Raw genomic sequence first — 19382 nt, 5'->3', positions numbered from 1 at the left:
GGGAACACGCAGATCTATTTGTATCTCCTTGCCGCTCTACCCCGCCTTCCGGCAACCGCCCACCACAAACCGTTCGATTCGATCGAGCGCGCGGGTAAGCTCCACGTCGTCGGCGGCGAGGGTCAGTCGCACATGGTTGACGGCACTTGGGCCGAACGGCTTGCCGGGTAGCACCGATACCAGTTCCGCATCGAGCAGTGCGCCAGCAAAGGCCTCACCATCTTCTGCCACCGCAGACACATCCACCATCACAAACATCCCCGCTTCCGGGGAGTAACAATTGAGCCCGGGAATTTTCCCGACACGCTCGACAATCAGGTCACGGCGTTTTTCATAGGCGTCGCGCATCTGCTTCACAAAGTAGGTATCAAACTCCAGGGCAAAGGCGGCGGCCTCCTGAATAAACTGCGGCACGCCGAAAATGGTGGCGCCGGCATATTCGATCAGGCGCTCTACCAGCTCGCCCTGCGCGACGGCCCACCCCAGACGCCAACCGCTCATGGCGTGGGACTTGGACAAGCCATCAATGACGATCACATTGTCGAGATGCTCCGCGGCGGTCCGCAGCGAAGTGTGGCGGCGGGCAAAGGTGATCATGGAGTACATCTCATCGGAGATCAGCCAGATGTTGCGTGCCCGGCAGTATGCCGCAAGTTCACGCAACTGCTCCGGCGTCGCCATGGCGCCGGTGGGGTTCACAGGGGTGTTGATCATCACCGCCCGGGTTTCGTCAGAAATGGCCCGCTTGATGGACTCAATCTCGAACGCGAACCCCTGATCTGCGGGGCAGGAGACTTTCTTGACGTCCAGCTGCAAGGCGTCGGTAATCGGCACATAACCAATATACATGGGCTCGGGAATGACGACCTGCTCGCCGGGATTGAGCAGGCAAGACAGAACCGCATAAATCGCGTTGGTACCACCGGGGAAAACCACCACGTCATTCGGGTCACAGGGGTGCGGGCTGACCTTGCTTTCGATATCCGCAATGGCTCGCCGCAACATCAACTCGCCGGCCGCCGGTGAATAGTGCGTGCGGCCGACACCCAGACGCGCGCGGGCGAAATCGAGGATAGGCTCCGGGGTGTCGAAGTTCGGGTCACCCACACACAGGAAGATGACATCTTCGCCCTTGTCCGCCAGTGCATGGGCGCGGTCGCTGACGGCCCAGACGTCGGCGTCGGCGGAATGGAGGGCCTGGCTCTGCTTGCTAAATCGCGGGGTGTACATCTTCGGATCCGTCATTGGTGGTTGTTATGGAGGTGTTTTGCCTCTCCATAAGGTAACAACCGGGGGAGCAATCCATGTCGCTTAGACCCAGAGGTTTTCGCAGCAGGCCGATTATTTCGCGGGGTTTACCGCAGAAAATTCGGCGGCTGGCGCGCCCGTCAGAAGCGGTAATTCAGGCTTAGCCCGCCAACCGTATCCTCCGGCCGGATAAGCACATCCGCTGCAACCCGCAACTTCTCGTTAATGTTCACCCCGACCATGGCGCCCACCCCATTCTGGAAAACACCCGCATTCTTACTGCGATAGGACGGCAGGCGCGCCCAGTTGAGGTAGATGGAGTTCACCCCGATTCCCAGATCCTGATAGTCATCCCCGGCGGTGTGTTCAAGCCAGAACTCACCAAACCAACGGCGCTCGACATCTTCCGGACTGTTGTAGAAAAAGCCCGCCTTGCAGCGCCGGTAATCCCGGTCCTGCCCGTGTACCCAAAGCCCCAGGGGATCAAGTCGCTGGCCCCAGGCTCCTGTGTAGGTATAGCGATCGGCCGTTTTCTCGTGGAAGCCGTTAACGTCGACACGTGTCCATTCGATGGCGGCAAAAGGTCCCATACGGCTGCTCAGATTGGGCGTAGCATCATAGCCGCCGCGTATAAAAGCACTGTATCCGTCACCATCGGTGCTGCCGTCCAGGCGATGGCTGAAATGATCGCCGAGATAGAGGGTACGCTGAATATCGTCGTACTGGATATCGGAAAAAGTTAACGCCCCATCCAGAAACCAGAAATCATCATCCCAGCGCGCAAAGGCACTCAGGTTGAAATTACGCGCCTTGAAAAAAATGTCGGTGGGCTCGTATTCACTGCCGCCGTAGGACATTCCCAGGCCCCATTCAAGATGCTCAAAGCCGGCGAAGCTCATACCGAAGAACCCGTCCCAGGCTGGATATTCGTCGTTGATGGCAGGTGTGACACCCAGTTCCGTGTGGCCCACGCTGGCACCAAAAAATACGGTGGTATAGGGGTCACTGTACCGCTGAGAGATCAGGTGATGATCGATATTGATACGGTGCTGGCGCGTGTTTTCATATCCGAGGTCCGGTAGTACACCAAAGTTCACCGCCGCGGTGAGCGTTTCATAATAGTAATCTGCCAGCAGTTGCTGACCGGCCAGCGTGGGGTGAATGCTGTCGTAAAAAATCAGCATGTCCGCATTGGGGTTGGTGCCATTGGCACCGTAAACCGGGTGTGGATTGGCGCAGTTGATGTAGCAGGTTGCGCTTTGATTGATGGGAGCAAAGCCAAATGCGGCCGGGTCGTTTATCGCCAGCTCCAGCAGCCCTTCCATATCCAGCAGCAGGATATTGCCGATGTCATTGACCTGCCGACGCAACTGGTTGTTGAAATACTCGGTGCCCATATTGGCGTAGTTGATTGCCGCCTGCCCCTGCGCATAAATCGCGGGCGTGGCGCCAATTCGCGGCGCGTTTGTCATGGCAATGTATTTGGCTCCGGCAAAGCGCAATTCCTGTCCGGCAGTGGACAAAAATCTTGCTGCTCGCGCCATAGAGTCCCGATTGATGGTACCGCTACGCACTCCGTCGAGAATATTGTTACCGCCGCCATTGAGAAAAAAGAGATCGTTGGAGCGAACACTGTTCTGCGGCAGGTAGCCTTGCCCGGTGGCAAAGGGTACGCCGGTCAGAGTGATATTGTTGTTCGGGTCATCCACCAGCGCCTGCAGGGCCTCGGGGTCGTTAAATGCGCTGGTGGCGGCAATGACTTCCGCCTCGCTCAGGTACGGACTTTCCCCCATCGCTGGATCGCAGACACCATCAGGGCCGCAGCGGCTGGAATCCGGCAGGATGGTGGTCAGGGTGTTGTGATCGGCCACGGTCGTGTTAGGGAACAGCTGACGGAAACGCTGGGGACCAACCAGGTCCAGCAACACATCTGCGGTGCGGTTGCCTCCCACTGCCCAGTTCGGGCCATTGGTCAGAACCGAGTTGGTGATCTGTTGCAGCTGCTGCTCCAGCGAACCGCCAGCGGGCGCACAGGGAATGGCTCCGCCAAACGCGGGCCCAAGGCCATAGCAGGAGTTCAGTTTCGGCAGGCCGAGGCTGTCGGCCAGAAAGGAGACCGCCGGCTGCCGGGGATAGACGCCATCCGGGTCGGAAGAAGTAAACACACCGGCATTGCCGTTGTCCGAGAGACTATCGCCAAACACCACCAGCGAGCCGTACAGGGGCTCTTCTGCCATACCGGCAGGCACATGCAGTCCGGCCAACACCGCCAGCGCAATCGCCGCCGGCAATCCCGCCACTCTTTTCGATACTTTGTTGCGTCCTAGCGTGTCTCGCAGCACTGGGCTCTCCTTGCCTACGCGAAATTTTGTGGCAAGTATAGGTCAGTCACGAGCATGAAATTTTAATGAAAGGGGATCATCAGGCGCGGCTTTCCGCAGAATCCATCTGATCGACCAATGGCACCAGCAGCCTGCTGATTACCGTGGCCAGCAAGCCCCACACCATAGAGATGATCAGCAGGCACTGCCATTCGGGACGCCCCCAGCTCGCTGGGCCCATATGTATACTGTTTGCATAGAACACAGGCGCTGCCAAGAGCCCGGTCAAAAAACAACACAGATGATTGCTGACCAGCCAGGCTAGCGAGTGACGAATCGTGATCGACAGCATTGCCCAGATGCAGATAGACCAGGCAGGGGGCAGGTTGGTGCCGTAATCCAGAACACCACTGGCCATAAAGGCCCACTCGACCCCAAATCCACAAAAAATAAATCCGAGGACTACGAAAATATCTCGGATATCCCGCCACACCACAAAATGCAGCATTAACACCACAAACAGGGCAATCAACGCCATGGCATTGCCAAAGAGTAGAGCCATCCACCACCCGACGACAAACAGGGCGAAGTTGGCCAGTTTTTTATAATGCATTGGGCGACTCATTCATCAGAAGCATTCTGTACCGCGAGCGCAATATCCCCGGCAATTTTCCGGATTGATACAGGAAATAAATCAGAGGATTGCTATTTCTTCAAGTTTGCGAAGACCTCAATTGCAGTTTTGCGGGATTCAGTCACATCGCATATGGGCGGTGGGTAACCGTGTTCGGAGAACAGGTCCCGGGGCGGGCAGTGGATATCGCGATCCGACAGTTCTGCAAGCTCCGGGATAAAAGTCCGGATAAAGTTGCCCTCTGGATCAAAGCGCCGGGACTGACTGTAGGGATTAAACACGCGAAAGTATGGTGCTGCATCGGTTCCGGTAGACGCCGCCCACTGCCAACCGCCGTTGTTGGCCGCAAAGTCCGCATCCACCAGCTGCTGCATAAAATATTGCTCCCCTTTGCGCCAATCGGTGAGCAGGTTTTTGGTGAGGAAGGAGGCCACCACCATGCGCAACCGGTTGTGCATCCATCCGGTTTGATTCAATTGCCTCATTGCCGCATCGACAATGGGGACACCGGTTTTCCCCTCGCACCAGTCCTCAAAATCCCGTGCCCGGGTGGACCAGGGCACCTGCTCTGTTTCCGGCTTGAAAGGTTTGTTGCGGCAGACCCGAGGAAAATTGACCACCAGGTGCTGGTAAAACTCCCGCCACAGCAGTTCGCTCAGCCAGGTACCTGCCCCCTCACTGCGCCCAGCCCAACAACCGCCGTTCGCTTCTACCGCCATACTCACACATTGACGAATGGAGACAGCGCCACAATTCAGGTACGGGGAGATTCGCGACGTATTGTCGCGAGCGGGGAAGTCTCGCCAGCGGTCGTAATCATCAATAATTTCCGCGAAGGCGTTGAGCGCCCGCATTCCGGCGGCTTCGCCGGCCGGCCAGTCCAGCACACGCTTCGCACCACCATCGGCCACCGCGTAATCCCTCACCGTGTCGGGAATCCGTCGTACCAGGTTGTTGTCGCCATCGACCGCAATCCAGTCAGGCCAACTCGTCCACTGCTCGGGTGTGCGCGCACGCGGTGGGGGCAGAGGGGCAAAGGCCTCCCCACTATTGTCATGGGCGGCGATAAATGCCCGCTTGAACGGTGTGAATACCTTGAAGCCATCCCCGCTGCCGGTGGTAAGACTGCCCGGAGGAATCAGGGTGCGATCCGTACACAGCTCGAGCGGAACCTGCCGCTTTTTCAATTGCGCGCGCGCCGCCTGATCGCGCGCCATTTCATTGACGGGGTACTCTGCATTGGCAAACAGCGCATCCACTTCGAGCTTCTCCACAATCTGCGCCATTGCCGCTGGCACATCAGAGAATGCCGGCAATTCCAGGAAATACAGCGGGATGTGCTTTTTCCCGAGAGCAGCTTGCAACTGCACCAGGCTGCGCAATCGCATGGCAATCACATTGTCGCCATCACCGTGGCTGCGCCAGGTTTCCGGGCAGGCGATGAAGATGGCGGCCAAACGTTCACAGCCTTTCGCCGCGCGATACAGCGCGGTGTTATCCGCAACACGCAAATCATTGCGAAACCACACCAAACCTCGTTGATACGTTTTTTCAGCCATAAAATGCGTTCTGCTGGTGCTCGATTACTGGAAATCGCAGAGTCCCAGCTCTGCAGGCTCGGCTGCAAGCAGCACCTGGTTGTGAATGAAGCTGTGTGGACTGCGTGGCAGAAAGTGGCGAAGTAGCGTAAGCACCGCCGACAAGGGCTTGCGCCCCAACCGGTATTCCTCGATCAGCGCACTGAGCTCTGCTTTCTCGCGCTTATCAAGGAATTCGCTCAGATGGCCGGCACTGTGCATCAGCGCGTTGGTACGGTCTTTACGCGAAGCAGGACGGGAGAGAATATCCATAATGCGCCCGCGCACCTCGAACGCCAGATCGTCTTCTGCCATGGACTTTGCATGCGCCAGCAGTCGACCCAATTCGCGCGTTTTATCTTGATGGTGTGCCAATAGTAGGTATTTATAAGCGGTATAAAATTCGATAATACGCGCCAGGTAGGAGGCCGCGGTTGCAGGGCCGGAGGCGTTTTTTGTGGTGTCTTCGAGCGGGTCGCTCTCATCGAGCTCGACGTAGCGGAACCAGGCATCGTATGCGAACACTCTGGTGAGGAAATTCTCCCGCAGCTCACTGTTGTTCAGCCGTCCGACCTCTTCCATAGGCAGGTGGGGGTACTGTTGCTGTAGGCGCCGGGCAAAGACGCCGACCCCTTCACTGTCGATACCGTGACCATTGTCCAGGTAGCGGCGCACACCGCGCAGGCCACAGCTGGGAGAATTCTGCATAAAGATATAACCGCGGACCTTTTCCAACTGGGGTACCACCGAGTCCGCGTACTCCCGCAGCGGCGCGGTCACATCCACGTCCGGATCTTCCACCCCCACAACACGCACCGCATCCACCGGCGCACTGGCCTTCTCTACCAGCAGGTGGATGGGTTTGCGCGGCACGCCCATGCCGATGGCCACCTCCGGGCACAGGGGCACATACTCAAAACACTGACTCAGCAGCTCGGTACACACCTTGCTGTGTTTGTGACCACCGTTGTAGCGCACCGGGTCACCCATGGCGCACTGGCTGATGCCAATGGGGATTTTTCGACCTTGCTGCTGTATTTTCATCAGTCTTCTCACCCGGACAGCTTTCTCCGTCTTCTCTAAGTCTACTCTACGTCCCCGGCCGCACAGTGGATGACCCGGCGATGCACATGCCCCACCGCAATAATCCAACGCAAACCGGCGAAATTCCCGGTAATTGTTGCGCGGCCCGCCACCGCCGCTAAAATGCCAGTCCTTCTTATATATACCAGTCTTACCAGATCCCGGGGCCCGGAATGATTCCAGCACTGCGCGAAATCAACGATGTACAGGCGCTCTACCTGCAGTTTCTCAAAGCACTCAAGCAGGAGGGCTTCCATGGCGATGCGAGCCCCAGTTACGCCAGCCGCACGGTGCTCTCCACGGATAACTCCATCTATCAGGTACTGCCCCAGGCGGTGGTGTACCCGCGAGATATTCACGATCTGCAACTGCTGATGGAACTGGCGGACCGGGAAGAATTCCACAAGGTGGTGCTGTCCCCCCGCGGCGGCGGTACCGGCACCAATGGCCAGTCCCTGACCGACGGCATCGTGGTGGACATTTCCCGGCATATGAATCGCATCCTCGAGATCAACGCCGAGGAAGGCTGGGTGCGAGTGCAGACCGGGGTGGTCAAAGACCAGCTGAACGCGGCACTGAAACCTCACGGACTGTTCTTTGCCCCGGAACTGTCCACCAGCAACCGCGCCACCATCGGCGGCATGATCAATACCGATGCCTCCGGCCAGGGTTCCTGCCTGTACGGCAAGACCCGCGACCATGTACTGGAGTTGAAAACCGTGCTGATGGGCGGTGAGCTCTGGCACTCCCACGCGATCGACGATGAGAAGCTGGCAGAGGTCGCCAGCAGCGGCACGCGCGCTGGCAGGGTTCACCAGACCGTCGACAGCGTGGAGCGCGACAAGCGCGATCTGATCGAGGCCAGGTTCCCCAAACTGAACCGCTGCCTGACGGGTTATGACCTGGCACACATCAGGGACACGGAAAAAGGCAAGGACGGCAAGTTCAACCTCAACAATATCCTGTGCGGCTCCGAGGGCACCCTCGGCTTTATCGCCGAGGCCAAGCTCAACCTGCTCAAGATCCCCAAGTGCGCGGCACTGGTGAACCTGAATTACGACCACTTCCAGGATGCGCTCAAGGACGCCACCGACCTGATGACGGCCGGGCCCACATCGATCGAGACCGTGGACAGCAAGGTGCTGCAGCTGGCCATGGGCGATATCGTGTGGGAGAACGTCAGCGAATTTTTCCCCCAGGATGACAGGCCGGTGCGGGGCATCAACCTGGTGGAATACACCGCGGATTCCGAAGAGGAGCTGGACGCTGCGCTCAACAAGTTCACCGCCCACGTGGACAGCCTGATTGGCCAACCGGGCAAGAGCTTTGGCTACACCATTGCCCGCGGCCACGCCCAGGTGAACAAAATCTGGGGCATGCGTAAGCGCGCCGTGGGCCTGCTGGGCAACGCCAAGGGCGAGCAGCGCCCGATTCCGTTTGTGGAAGACTGCGCGGTACCGCCGGAAAACCTCGCGGAGTTTATCGCCGAGTTCCGCGCTGCCCTCGACGAGGCCGGCTTTGCCTACGGTATGTTCGGCCATGTGGACGCCGGTGTGTTGCACGTGCGCCCGGCCATCGATATGAAGGACCCGGAGCAGGCCAAACAGGTGCGCATCATCACGGAAAAAGTGGTGGGCCTGGCGAAAAAATACAACGGCCTGCTGTGGGGGGAACACGGCAAGGGCGTGCGCTCCGAATTCGCGCCGGAGTTCTTCGGCGAACTGTATCCGGAACTGCAGAAGATCAAGGCCGCCTTCGACCCGCGCAATCAGCTGAATCCGGGCAAGATTGCCACCCCCAGCGCCGCCTCCGGCCTGCTCAAGATCGACGAGGTGCCCACCCGCGGCGAGCACGACCGTCAGATTCCGGCGCAGGTGTGGGAAGGCTATTCCGAAGGGGTTTACTGCAACGGCAACGGCGCCTGCTTTAACTGGAATCCGGACGATGCCATGTGTCCCTCCTACAAGGGCACCCGCAATCGCATCCACTCCCCCAAAGGCCGCGCCTCCCTGATACGCGAATGGCTGCGCCTGCTGGCAGACCGCTCCGTGGACCCGGAAGCGGTAGCGCGAAAAAGTCGCGAACAGTCTTTCCTTATTAGCCTGCCAAGCCGTATCAAGAACTCCCTGGCCCGCGCCCGTGGCGAATACGACTTCAGCCACGAGGTAAACGACTCCATGCAGGCCTGCCTGGCGTGCAAGTCCTGCGCCGGTCAGTGCCCGATAAAGGTGGATGTGCCCACCTTCCGCGCCAAGTTCCTCGAACTCTACTACAGCCGCTACCTGCGCCCGGTAAAGGATTACTTTGTCGGCGGCCTCGAATTTGTCATGCCGCACCTGGCGCGGGTGCCGCTGCTGTACAACCTGCCCCTGAAACTCAAGCCGGTGCGCTGGATCATGGAGCGCGGCCTCGGGCTTGCCGACTCACCGAGCATCTCAGGCACTCGCCTGAACAGGGTGATGCGCGAGCTGGGCGTGCCCTACGCCAGCCGCGAGAACCTGCGCGCCATGGGCCCCGCCCAGCGGGCCAAATCTGTGGTGATCGTGCAGGATGCATTCACCAGCTACTTCGATGCGGATGTGGTGGCCGACACCCTGCGCCTGCTCAAACTGCTGGACTTCAATCCACTGGTGGCGCCATTTCGCGCCAACGGCAAACCGCTGCATGTGCACGGCTTCCTGCGCCAGTTTGCCCAGACCGCCGCCAGTAACAGCGCGATGCTCAACAGCCTGGCACAAAGCGGTGTACCTCTGGTCGGGGTAGATCCCTCCATGACCATGACCTACCGCGCGGAGTACCAGAAGCTGCTCGGGGACAAGGCGCCCAAGGTCCAGTTGCTGCAGGAGTGGTTATCCCAGCACACCGAACATCTGGCAACGAACAGGAACCGCCTGCAGTCGGGTAGTTTTACCCTGCTGCCCCACTGTACCGAGCAGTCCAACGCCGCCGGCTCCACCCGGCAGTGGCAACAGGTGTTTAGCGCCCTGGGTATAGAACTCCAAAGCCAGGCCGCCGGCTGTTGTGGCATGGCGGGAACCTACGGCCACGAAATGGCGAACCGGGAAACCTCCCGTACCATTTTCCAGCAGTCCTGGGCCCCGAAACTACAAGGGGATTCCCGCGCGATACTCGCCACCGGATACTCGTGCCGCTGCCAGAGCAAGCGTTTCGCGGACAAAAATTTGCGCCATCCGTTGCAGGCGCTACTGGCGCAGATCGAAGATTCAGGGTTTACTGTCAGTAATCACTAACTTGCATGCGGCGCTACCCCGGCGTCGCAAGCAACGACTCAGATGGACTGACCATGCTGCGCTCGCGCCAATACCGCCCCGCACAATGTATTCGCCTCGCCCTTCTGCTCGGTGCTCTCTGCGCGCCTCTCCCGACCCTGGTAGTGGCGCAGACAGAAATCAGCCCCGGGGAAGTCGCCCCATTGATCATGGAGGCGGAAGAGTACGCACTGGAGGGCAATTACGATCTGGCACTCCCGCTCTATGAGCGCGCCATCTCGGAACTGGCATCCCAGCCCCACCGCCAGAATCAGCTGCGCTACCGCTATGGCATCATCCTGAATGCCCTGGGCGGTCAGCGGCCGGATCTGTACCCGCTGGCGCGCGGTCAATTTGAAGCGGTTCTCCAGTACATCGAGTCCGCACCGGGGATTCCATTTGAGCACTCCGCAGCGCGGGTGCGTTCGGCCATTGCACACACCTTCCACCAGCAATCCGCACTGCAGGAAAACCCCACTCACCGCGCGGTCATGCTGCGCAACGCCTACCAGCTGTACTCCGGTGCTATCGAGGAACTGCGCGCTGAAGGCGACTGGCAAAACCTCGCCATTACTTCGTTCAACATCGGGCAGGTGTGCGAATGGCAGGGGAATCTGGAGGAAGCCATCCAGTGGCTGGAGCGCGCCGTGGCGCTGGATCGCAAACACGGTTTTCCGGACCTGGAAGAGGACCAGGCCTACCTGACCGCACTTCGCGAACTGGTCAATCCGCAGCAGCCAGCAGGCAGCACTGCGATTTGATCATCAGTCACCTCTTGAGACCGCACCACGCCCCATAGGACTCCATCGATGGCAACCAAATTCTTGGACGATAGTACAACTTTCCCCGGTGGTTCGGCCTGTTCCACGAGCTGCCCAGCCTAAAACGCCGGGTTTTCTATCAGGTAAATAGGCTAGACCTTGCCTGCACTTGGGGAATTTCATGTGATTCCCCCCTCTATAGCGCTGTCACCAAAACTTTTCACCCTTTTTCGGACAATCAGTCACAAATAAGCGTAAAAAAATTTTGTTCCAGCGGACTCCCGGTCGCCGCGCCCAAATCGTCGATTTTTTCACCAAACCTAGATGACATCGCTGTCAACCTGATCTAATGGTCAGGAATTACATGCCAATAAATTCAAACGATTGTTTCGATGCTCGTCATCAAGCGGTCACAGGCAGGGATATTGCCCCAAAATTTACACCTACCACACACCTTTTGGACTATTCGAGCGCAGGAATACGAGAATCTTTCCGAAGACCTCACGGTTCTCTGGGCACGCTTGCGTCAAATCCTCAGCCCCGTCATATTGCCCACCCTGATCAAACATTGATCACTTATGAAGAAATCAACTTGGAGCCACACGGACACCTAGTGTTTGTGACCAAAGCGCTTCCGGAGGTATAGAAAACATGCGACAGAGTCTTAAACAGTACATCATCGTACTCGCAGCTTCCCTTGCGGCCCTGGCCGGTAGCGACGCCTTTGCCGCCATCAAATCCCCGGAGAAGAACAAGAAATCCATGACCGTTACCGCAACCGCCTACAACTCCGTTGAAGGCCAGACCGATGACGACCCTTGGACTGCGGCCTGGAACAACCGTCTGCGCCCCGGTGACAAGATCATTGCGGTGTCCCGCGACCTGGAGAAGCACGGTCTGACGAACGGTGCCAAAGTGCGAATCGAAGGCCTGCCCGGTACCTACACCGTGCGCGACCGGATGAACAAGCGTTACAAAAACCGCATCGACGTGTGGATGGAAGAAGACATCAAGAAAGCACGTAAGTGGGGTAAGAAAAAACTGAAAATCATCTGGGATCACAAGAAGTAATTCAACGCGATCCGTTGAACGACACAGGGCATTGCCAGCACTGTTCAAGAAGAACCCCGCTTATGCGGGGTTTTTTTGTTGCTTCAGGGGCGATCAGGGCTCTGTGGTTACTTCCACACCTGGCACCTCGCGGCAACCCTCGTTTTTGATGTAGTAGGAACTCGGCTGGTACGTCTGGTTGTAACGATGCTCTATACCCTCATCGCGAAACACCAGAAGGTACTCCTCCTTAACCCAGCCCTTGTCCGTGAGATATTCACTCAACCACAGGAGTGCCGGGCCATCTTCGTGGCATTTGCCGTAAAACATACGCGTTTTTTCTACCAGCCGCTTGGTGAGGTAATCGCGATACTGACCGGGATACGTAAAGCGCTCCCCCGACAGGTCGGCATTCAGTACGCCATCCTCATTGCCTTCCAGCTGCGCCTGGGAGCGATCACGCCGCTCGGCGGGAGGAAGGTTTCGATCTTCGGGTGCGGAAAATTTCTCCGGCTCCGGTGGATCGTCACTGTCTTGATCACGAAGCGGACGTTCATCACCAGGGCCGTCAATTTTTTCAAGAAAGATCGCCGTATTCTCATCGCAGTCGACACACGTGCGACCGGCAATAATGGCGTAGCCCTTGAGCTCTGAAATCAGTTCCGCTTCCGCGAGGTTCACATCGATGACCCGGTCATCGGACAACTTCAGCTCGATACCGGAAAACGCCGGCATCGCGGATGAAAAACAGAGCAGGGGAAGTAATAGACAGTAAGGGAATATTTTCACGCAGAGCAACCACACTTAATACATCTGCAGACCGCGACCAGTTGGCACCGCCAGGGCAACTTTCCTTGCTGCCCTTGGCGGCGCCGCGATTGGGTAGTGCTGTTACACTGTCGCGATTCCCTTCTATGTATAACCATAGCAGGCCATCACATTCCTGCTGGCCCCGGCGCTTTTTTATTTGTAAACGCTCTGGTGACCGGAGGTCACTCAGGTTAAACCCCGCCGCACGCCATCAGTGTGCTGTCACGGTGCTTCCCAGCTGCCACTCTCTTCGGCAGGGCCAATGAAGGCGCCCACACCCTCTTCCTTCAGTGCATCCAGCGCTTCCTGCAATGCGTCGTCGTCCGACTCAAACACATCCTCCCACACCGTGGAGTTGTTGTGCTCGTCGACAATTTCGAGAAGCCAGCCGCCCTCGCCATCCTCATAGATGTCAATACTGACCGTATGGTTTCCGTCACTGTAAGCACGGCTCAGGGGGGAGTCCTGGGAAGTGAAGTCTTCGGCCATGGGGGTAACCTCGCTGGCTAGGGGGAGTAAAAGTGAGTAACCGGTTGAACGCGGCACCCGTCCTGGCGAGCCGTGGTCAAGCAGCGTCCTGCACTGTCGAAAAAGTGTACGACCCACTGGGAGAAATTTGTTAAAATGCGCGGCGAATTTTCACCACTCTTTCCCTGAATGCCCCGGATTTACGCTCCGGCCTGCAAAAGGACACCAGAATGACCGCTTCCGCCGCCGAAAGCACGCCCGTTGTGGTATGTGCGCTTTACAAATTTGTCAGCCTCGAAGACTTCGAATCCCTGCGCGAGCCCCTGCTCAAGGTAATGCTCGACAACGAGGTGCGCGGCACCCTTTTGCTGGCTATCGAAGGGATCAATGGCACCGTAGCCGGCACCCGCACCGGTATCGACACGCTGCTCGACCACCTCAGGAGCGACCCGCGCCTCGCCACACTGGATTACAAAGAGTCCTATACCCGGGAAATGCCATTCCTGCGCAGCAAGGTCAAACTGAAGCGTGAGATTGTGACCATGGGTGTCGAGGGCATTGACCCGCGTCGCACCGTGGGTACCTATGTGAAACCCGCGGACTGGAACGCGCTGATTTCCGATCCGGAGGTGCTGCTGATCGACACCCGCAATGACTACGAGTACCAGGTCGGCACCTTTGAGCACGCGGTAAACCCCAACACGACGTCTTTCCGCGAGTTTCCCGACTACGTCAAACAGCACCTCGATCCGCAGAAGCATAAAAAGGTGGCCATGTTCTGCACCGGCGGAATTCGCTGTGAAAAGTCTACGGCGTATATGAAGGAGCAGGGATTTGACGAGGTCTATCACCTGCAGGGCGGTATCCTGAAGTACCTGGAAGAAGTGCCCAAGGAAGAGACTCTGTGGCAAGGGGAGTGCTTCGTTTTCGACGACCGGGTAACCGTCAATCACGATCTGGAGCGCGGCTCCTACGCGCAGTGTAACGCCTGTCGCATGCCCGTGACCGAAGAGGAAATGGCTTCGGAACTGTTTGAGCAGGGGGTAAGCTGCCCGCACTGCCACGACACGGTTTCCGAGGCGGACAAATCGCGATTCCGCGAGCGGGAAAAACAGATCCAGCTGGCAAAAGTTCGCGGTGAGCAACACCTGGGTGAAGACGCCAAGGCCACCACACTCAACCGCCGCCAGCACAAACAGGCATTGCGCCGCCAGCAAGCAGAGCAAGCGCGCAAGGCCTGAATTACCGCCCGATAAACTTCACTGCCGGAGTCAACTGGGGACTTCGGCGGTGCTGACCAGCCACTGCAGCGCTTCCGCCTCGGTCAGAAAGGAGAACAGCTCCAGGCCGTCCTGCCGCGCCTGATTGCGCATGACAGCCGTGGTATTCAGCTGAGCATTATTGAGCACCGCGATGCGCGCCGCGCGCAGCTCCGGAACACTGGCAACAAAACTGCCGTAGCGCCGCTGCTCGCTCAGTGTCAGGGACAGCTTGGTGACTTTGCGTGCATCCGCGAGAATCCGCAGCGGTTTGAGATGCCCGTACTTCGCCACAAGTTGGCGCGCAGCCTGCACGCGGTTGTCAAAGGTGGCCTCTCCATAAAGTACTAGAGAAACCACACGATTCTGTTTGTCGTATCGGATCTGAAAACTCACAACTACTACTCGTATCTGCCCGCGCGGCGAAGCGCCACAGCAAAAACCACAACATTCTTATGTCAGAACCAAGCATGGTCGAATATTACGACCAGTGATTCTCAATTGGCACAAAAAACCAAACTGCACTTAATATTTGTGAAACTGGTCCAAATGCTGCCGAGATCTACCGCCCACCGGAGTATGCGTGAGAGAAATAACGATAACCAAAAGGTACTACCGGCGTATGAAAAATTAGTGCACAGCGCGTACCAAGTCTGGCTCAGGGAGTAGGATCCAGTCCGGGAATAGGACTAAGTTCGCGGCGATACAGAGAACGAGTCCGCGCAGAGAGGGACAGAGGGATCAGGTGAAATATCCCCCCAGATATCAGCGCAGCACTTCTCCCGCGGTGGAGCGCGACTTTTCGCCTTCCGCCAGCCACTGCAGCGCCGCCTGCTCGGTAACAAATTCCAGTACGTTCAACCCTTCCGCACGGGCTACGCCGTCAATCACCACATTGGCATTGTAATCCGGCGCATGCAGCACTGCGATGCGCCCGTGTTTCACGCCCTGCAGATGGGCCACGTAGGTGCCAAACGCCTCGCGCTCGGCCACGGACATGTCGATATCCGCCTGGCGCACATCCACCAGCACATTCAGTGGATGCAGGTGCCCGTACTTTTCCGCCATCTGGCGGGCTGCCGCACGTTTTTCCGCCGCATCCACACGGTCGAAAAAGATGGCACTGACCACACGCGTCGTTGCGTTAAATCGAACCTGAAAGCCCAACTGCATTCTCCTGAGCCAATATATTCAGGGCGGAGGCGCGTCTCACGAAGAAACACGCTCCACCGCCGTCTCCCCGACCTCAGGTCGGGTATCCCAGTGTCTACCGGTAATTTGCGGCCACTGAGTATAGCCCCACGCTGGGATTGGTCCGGCTGATCCTCGTACTGGCGCCTGTTGACGCGATCAATCCAGTTCAATCTCCGGCATACCATCGTCGCTGGCACCAAGCCACACTTGCGCCGCTGCTGCGCGAGCAATTTCACGGTACAGCGCTGCTACCTTGCCCTCGGGCTCCGCGGCCACGGTAGGGCTTCCACCATCGGTCTGCTGGCGGATCGACATCGCCAGCGGCAGCTGCCCCAGCATACGGGTGTCGTAGTCTGCCGCCATTCTGTCGCCACCACCGGCGCCGAAAATAGGCTCCTCATGACCACACTTGGAGCAGGTATGCAGCGCCATGTTTTCCACAATTCCCAGCACCGGTACAGAAACCTTGCGGAACATCTCTACGCCCTTGATGGCATCGACCAATGCCAGATCCTGGGGTGTAGTCACAATGACCGCACCGGCCAGAGCCACCTTCTGCGACAGGGTCAACTGGATGTCACCGGTGCCGGGAGGCATATCCACCACCAGATAATCCAGCTCACCATGTTCGCTGCCAGCGCCCCACAGGGTCTGGGTCAGCATCTGGTTCAGGGCGCCGCTGGCCATGGGGCCCCGCCACACGGCCGGGGTATCTTCAGTCAGCAGGTACCCCAGCGACATGGTCTGCAGGCCCTGCGCCGGAATGGGTACAAAAAACTTGCCGCCCTGTACCTCCGGCCGCAACCCTTCAGTGCCGAGCATGGTGGGCAGGCTGGGACCGTAAATATCCGCATCCAGTAACCCCACCGCAGCGCCCTCGGCGGCCAGCGCGAGCGCCAGGTTCACCGCAGTGGTGGACTTGCCCACTCCGCCCTTTCCTGACGCCACGGCGATAATGTTCTTCACCGCCCTCAGGGAGTCCGGCACCTCTCCTGCGTCTGTACGCTGGATATCAGAAAACAGATCAAACTGAATTTCACTGCCCGCCAGTGCCCCCTGTAGCAGCGGCTCGCAGGCCGCCTGCACCCGCTGTGCCCAATGGGGCTGCTGGCTGGCACAGGGGTACCCAAGGGTCACACCGACATACACGGTGCTGTCGTCAAAACCCACCTCAATGTCCGCATCCAGGGCATCGAGGACCTCGCCGGTAAACGGGTCTTCCAGAGCGCCAACGGTCTCCGCGATCCGCTCGAGCCCCGCCTGGATTTCAGGAGAAAGGTCGCTGTGGTCTTGATGGTGATCGGTCACGGTGGTGTCCTCGCTAGAACAGATGTGCAATGGGGAATTGGGGCGGCATTGTGGTCAAGCTGTGCGCGGATGACAAGCGTCCGACCTATCGGTTCCCTGATGCTGCCGGGTGCCTTACAGCCCCCATTTCTGCTATATTCCGCGCACTTTTCCGGCCCCGGCGCCGCACCATTCAAACAATCCACACAGACTAATCTCGCAGCTTTTGGAACCCATGATGTCTCACACCGACAGTCAGCCCAGAAACATCCTCGTCACCAGTGCCCTGCCCTACGCCAACGGCTCCCTGCACCTGGGTCATATTCTCGAGTACATCCAGACGGATATCTGGGCCCGCTTCCAGCGCGCCCGTGGCAACCAGTGCCTGTACATGTGCGCCGACGATGCCCACGGCACCGCCATCATGCTGAAAGCCGAACAGCTGGGCCTGACTCCGGAGCAGCACATCGCCAATATGCAGGCGGAGCACGAGCGAGACTTCGACGGCTTCCTGATCGGTGTGGACAACTATCACTCCACCCATTCCGCCGAGAACCGCGAACTGTCGGCGATGATTTACAAGCGCCTGCGTGAAAATGGCCATATCGCCTCACGTACCATCACCCAGGCGTTTGACCCGGAGAAAGAACTGTTTCTGGCAGACCGCTACATCAAGGGCACCTGCCCGAAATGTAAAGCCGAGGATCAGTACGGTGATAACTGTGAAGTCTGCGGCGCAACCTACAGCCCCACCGAGCTGATCAATCCGGTCTCCGCCATCTCCGGCGCAACGCCGGTCGAGAAAGAGTCCGAGCACTTCTTCTTTACCCTGCCGGCATTCACCGATTTTCTGAAGCAGTGGACCCGCTCAGGTACCCTGCAGAGCGAGGTGGCGAACAAGCTGTCCGAGTGGCTGGACGAAGGTCTGCAGGAATGGGATATCTCCCGCGATGCGCCCTACTTTGGCTTCGAGATTCCCGATGCACCGGGCAAGTATTTCTATGTATGGCTGGATGCCCCTATCGGCTACATGGCCAGCCTGAAAAACTATTTTGACAAGAAGAGCGATCAAAACAGCCAGGAATGGCTGGAGTACTGGAAGAAAGACAGTACCGCCGAGGTGTATCACTTTATCGGCAAGGATATCGTCAACTTCCACGCGCTGTTCTGGCCGGCGATGCTGGACTCCGCGGAGTTCCGCACCCCCACCAAGGTGTGCGTGCACGGCTTCCTCACCGTCAACGGCAAGAAGATGTCCAAGTCCCGCGGTACGTTTATCAATGCGCGTAACTACCTGGACAACCTGAACCCGGAATATCTGCGCTACTACTTCGCGGCCAAGCTGACCGCAGGTGTGGACGATCTGGATCTGAACCTGGACGACTTTATTGCCAAGGTGAATTCAGACCTGGTGGGTAAGGTGGTGAACATCGCTTCCCGCACCGCCAAGTTTGTGAGCAAGTCCGGCGGCGCACTGGCCAGCGAGCTCGCCGACGAGGCCCTGTGGAACCAGTTTGTGGAAGCGGCGCCGCGTATTACCGAATGTTTTGAAGCGCGCGAATACAGCCGCGCGACACGCGAGATCATGGCGCTGGCGGATGCGGCCAATGCGTGGATTGCGGAAAAGGCGCCCTGGTCTCTGGCGAAGGAAGATGGCAAGGAAGACGAAGTGCTGGCGATCTGTTCTCAGGGCGTGAATATGTTCCGCGCACTGATTACCTGGCTGGCTCCGGTACTGCCGGAAACCGCGAAAAAAGCCGAGGATTTCCTGGGTGTGACGCTGTACTGGAAGTCGGCGACGGTACCGCTGGCGGGCCACACCATTAACAAGTTCAAGCCGCTGATGCAGCGTGTTGAGAAGACTCAGGTGGAAGCAATGCAGGAGGCGGCGAAGGAATCTCTGGCGCAACTGCAGGCGGAGACCAAGGCTGCCTCTGGCCCACTCGCAGACGATCCGCTGGCGGAGCAGATTGAATTTGATGATTTTGCCAAGGTGGATCTGCGTATTGCGTTGATTGCCAATGCGGAACATGTGGAAGGTGCTGGCAAGCTGTTGCGCCTGACTCTGGACCTGGGTGGTGAGACGCGCAATGTGTTTGCGGGTATCAAGAGCGCTTACAGTCCGGAAGATCTGATCGGCAAGCATACGGTGATGGTGGCCAACCTGGCGCCGCGCAAGATGCGTTTTGGTGTTAGTGAAGGCATGGTGCTGGCGGCGGGCCCTGGCGGCAAGGACCTTTGGATTCTTGAACCCCACGAGGGCGCCCAGCCTGGTATGCGGGTGATGTAATTCCACTTTCTCCCGGGGCTTATTTAAGTCCCGGGTCTAATTCCCGGGCGGCCCTCAGGGGCCATTCCCTGCTCCGCAACCTCATCGGCAATCGCTCCACAGGAAATGGCCCCTGAGGGCCTTATCTTCGA

The 19382-nt window shown here is 58.3% G+C and carries 15 protein-coding genes; 5 read left to right on the top strand and 10 right to left on the bottom strand.

Going from position 1 to position 19382, the window contains the following annotated elements; genetic code table 11:
- Positions 1-36: 36 nt before the first annotated feature.
- From ACYX4K_RS01705 to ACYX4K_RS01685, 5 genes are all read right to left on the bottom strand, one after another.
- A complete protein-coding gene (locus ACYX4K_RS01705; RefSeq protein WP_475093817.1) occupies positions 37-1245 on the bottom strand; it encodes a pyridoxal phosphate-dependent aminotransferase in 1209 nt (402 codons plus the stop codon).
- A 143-nt stretch (positions 1246-1388) separates the two neighbouring features.
- Positions 1389-3590, bottom strand: a complete 2202-nt coding sequence (locus tag ACYX4K_RS01700; protein WP_476178750.1) for an autotransporter outer membrane beta-barrel domain-containing protein — start codon at positions 3588-3590, stop codon at positions 1389-1391.
- 79 nt (positions 3591-3669) lie between these two features.
- Positions 3670-4182, bottom strand: a complete 513-nt coding sequence (locus ACYX4K_RS01695) for a DUF2878 domain-containing protein (protein ID WP_475093819.1) — start codon at positions 4180-4182, stop codon at positions 3670-3672.
- Positions 4183-4274: 92 nt separating this feature from the next.
- Positions 4275-5762 carry a cryptochrome/photolyase family protein gene (locus ACYX4K_RS01690; RefSeq protein ID WP_475093820.1) on the bottom strand — a complete coding sequence of 496 codons (1488 nt, stop codon included), beginning with the start codon at positions 5760-5762 and terminating at the stop codon, positions 4275-4277.
- 24 nt (positions 5763-5786) lie between these two features.
- A complete protein-coding gene (locus ACYX4K_RS01685; RefSeq protein WP_475093821.1) occupies positions 5787-6824 on the bottom strand; it encodes a YbgA family protein in 1038 nt (345 codons plus the stop codon).
- A 212-nt stretch (positions 6825-7036) separates the two neighbouring features.
- Between ACYX4K_RS01685 and ydiJ the strand changes: the two genes are divergently transcribed.
- The 3 genes from ydiJ to ACYX4K_RS01670 all read left to right on the top strand — a co-directional run bounded on the left by ydiJ (position 7037) and on the right by ACYX4K_RS01670 (position 11964).
- Positions 7037-10114 carry a D-2-hydroxyglutarate dehydrogenase YdiJ gene (gene ydiJ / locus ACYX4K_RS01680; RefSeq protein WP_475093822.1) on the top strand — a complete coding sequence of 1026 codons (3078 nt, stop codon included), beginning with the start codon at positions 7037-7039 and terminating at the stop codon, positions 10112-10114.
- Positions 10115-10167: 53 nt separating this feature from the next.
- Positions 10168-10893, top strand: coding sequence for a tetratricopeptide repeat protein (locus tag ACYX4K_RS01675; RefSeq protein ID WP_476178749.1), 726 nt, complete (start codon positions 10168-10170; stop codon positions 10891-10893).
- A 651-nt stretch (positions 10894-11544) separates the two neighbouring features.
- Positions 11545-11964 (top strand): 3D domain-containing protein, encoded by a 420-nt coding sequence (locus ACYX4K_RS01670; protein ID WP_475093824.1) that lies wholly within the window; start codon positions 11545-11547, stop codon positions 11962-11964.
- 93 nt (positions 11965-12057) lie between these two features.
- Here ACYX4K_RS01670 and ACYX4K_RS01665 read toward each other — a convergent pair whose 3' ends face one another.
- Positions 12058-12678, bottom strand: coding sequence for a hypothetical protein (locus ACYX4K_RS01665; protein ID WP_475093825.1), 621 nt, complete (start codon positions 12676-12678; stop codon positions 12058-12060).
- Positions 12679-12975: 297 nt separating this feature from the next.
- Entirely contained in the window at positions 12976-13242 is a 267-nt protein-coding gene (locus tag ACYX4K_RS01660) for an RNA-binding protein (RefSeq protein ID WP_475093826.1), read from the bottom strand.
- 209 nt (positions 13243-13451) lie between these two features.
- Here ACYX4K_RS01660 and trhO point away from each other — a divergent pair, with 209 nt between their 5' ends.
- On the top strand, positions 13452-14462 hold the full coding sequence (gene trhO / locus ACYX4K_RS01655) for an oxygen-dependent tRNA uridine(34) hydroxylase TrhO (protein WP_475093827.1): 1011 nt from the start codon (positions 13452-13454) through the stop codon (positions 14460-14462).
- A gap of 30 nt (positions 14463-14492) precedes the next feature.
- Here the strand turns inward: trhO and ACYX4K_RS01650 are convergent, their stop codons facing one another.
- The 3 genes from ACYX4K_RS01650 to apbC form a co-directional block, all read right to left on the bottom strand.
- Positions 14493-14876: a hypothetical protein gene (locus ACYX4K_RS01650; protein WP_475093828.1), complete on the bottom strand. Its 384-nt coding sequence runs from the start codon at positions 14874-14876 to the stop codon at positions 14493-14495.
- 369 nt (positions 14877-15245) lie between these two features.
- Positions 15246-15653: a hypothetical protein gene (locus ACYX4K_RS01645; protein ID WP_475093829.1), complete on the bottom strand. Its 408-nt coding sequence runs from the start codon at positions 15651-15653 to the stop codon at positions 15246-15248.
- 177 nt (positions 15654-15830) lie between these two features.
- The gene (gene apbC / locus ACYX4K_RS01640; protein ID WP_476178748.1) at positions 15831-16982 is read right to left on the bottom strand and encodes an iron-sulfur cluster carrier protein ApbC; all 1152 of its coding nucleotides are present in this window, start codon (positions 16980-16982) and stop codon (positions 15831-15833) included.
- Positions 16983-17199: 217 nt separating this feature from the next.
- Here apbC and metG point away from each other — a divergent pair, with 217 nt between their 5' ends.
- A complete protein-coding gene (gene metG, locus ACYX4K_RS01635; protein ID WP_475093831.1) occupies positions 17200-19251 on the top strand; it encodes a methionine--tRNA ligase in 2052 nt (683 codons plus the stop codon).
- Positions 19252-19382: the final 131 nt, after the last annotated feature.

Source organism: Microbulbifer sp. ABF4_107, assembly GCF_056312215.1.
Note: the sequence above shows the minus strand (reverse complement) of the source record. Positions and strands in the feature narration are given on the sequence as shown.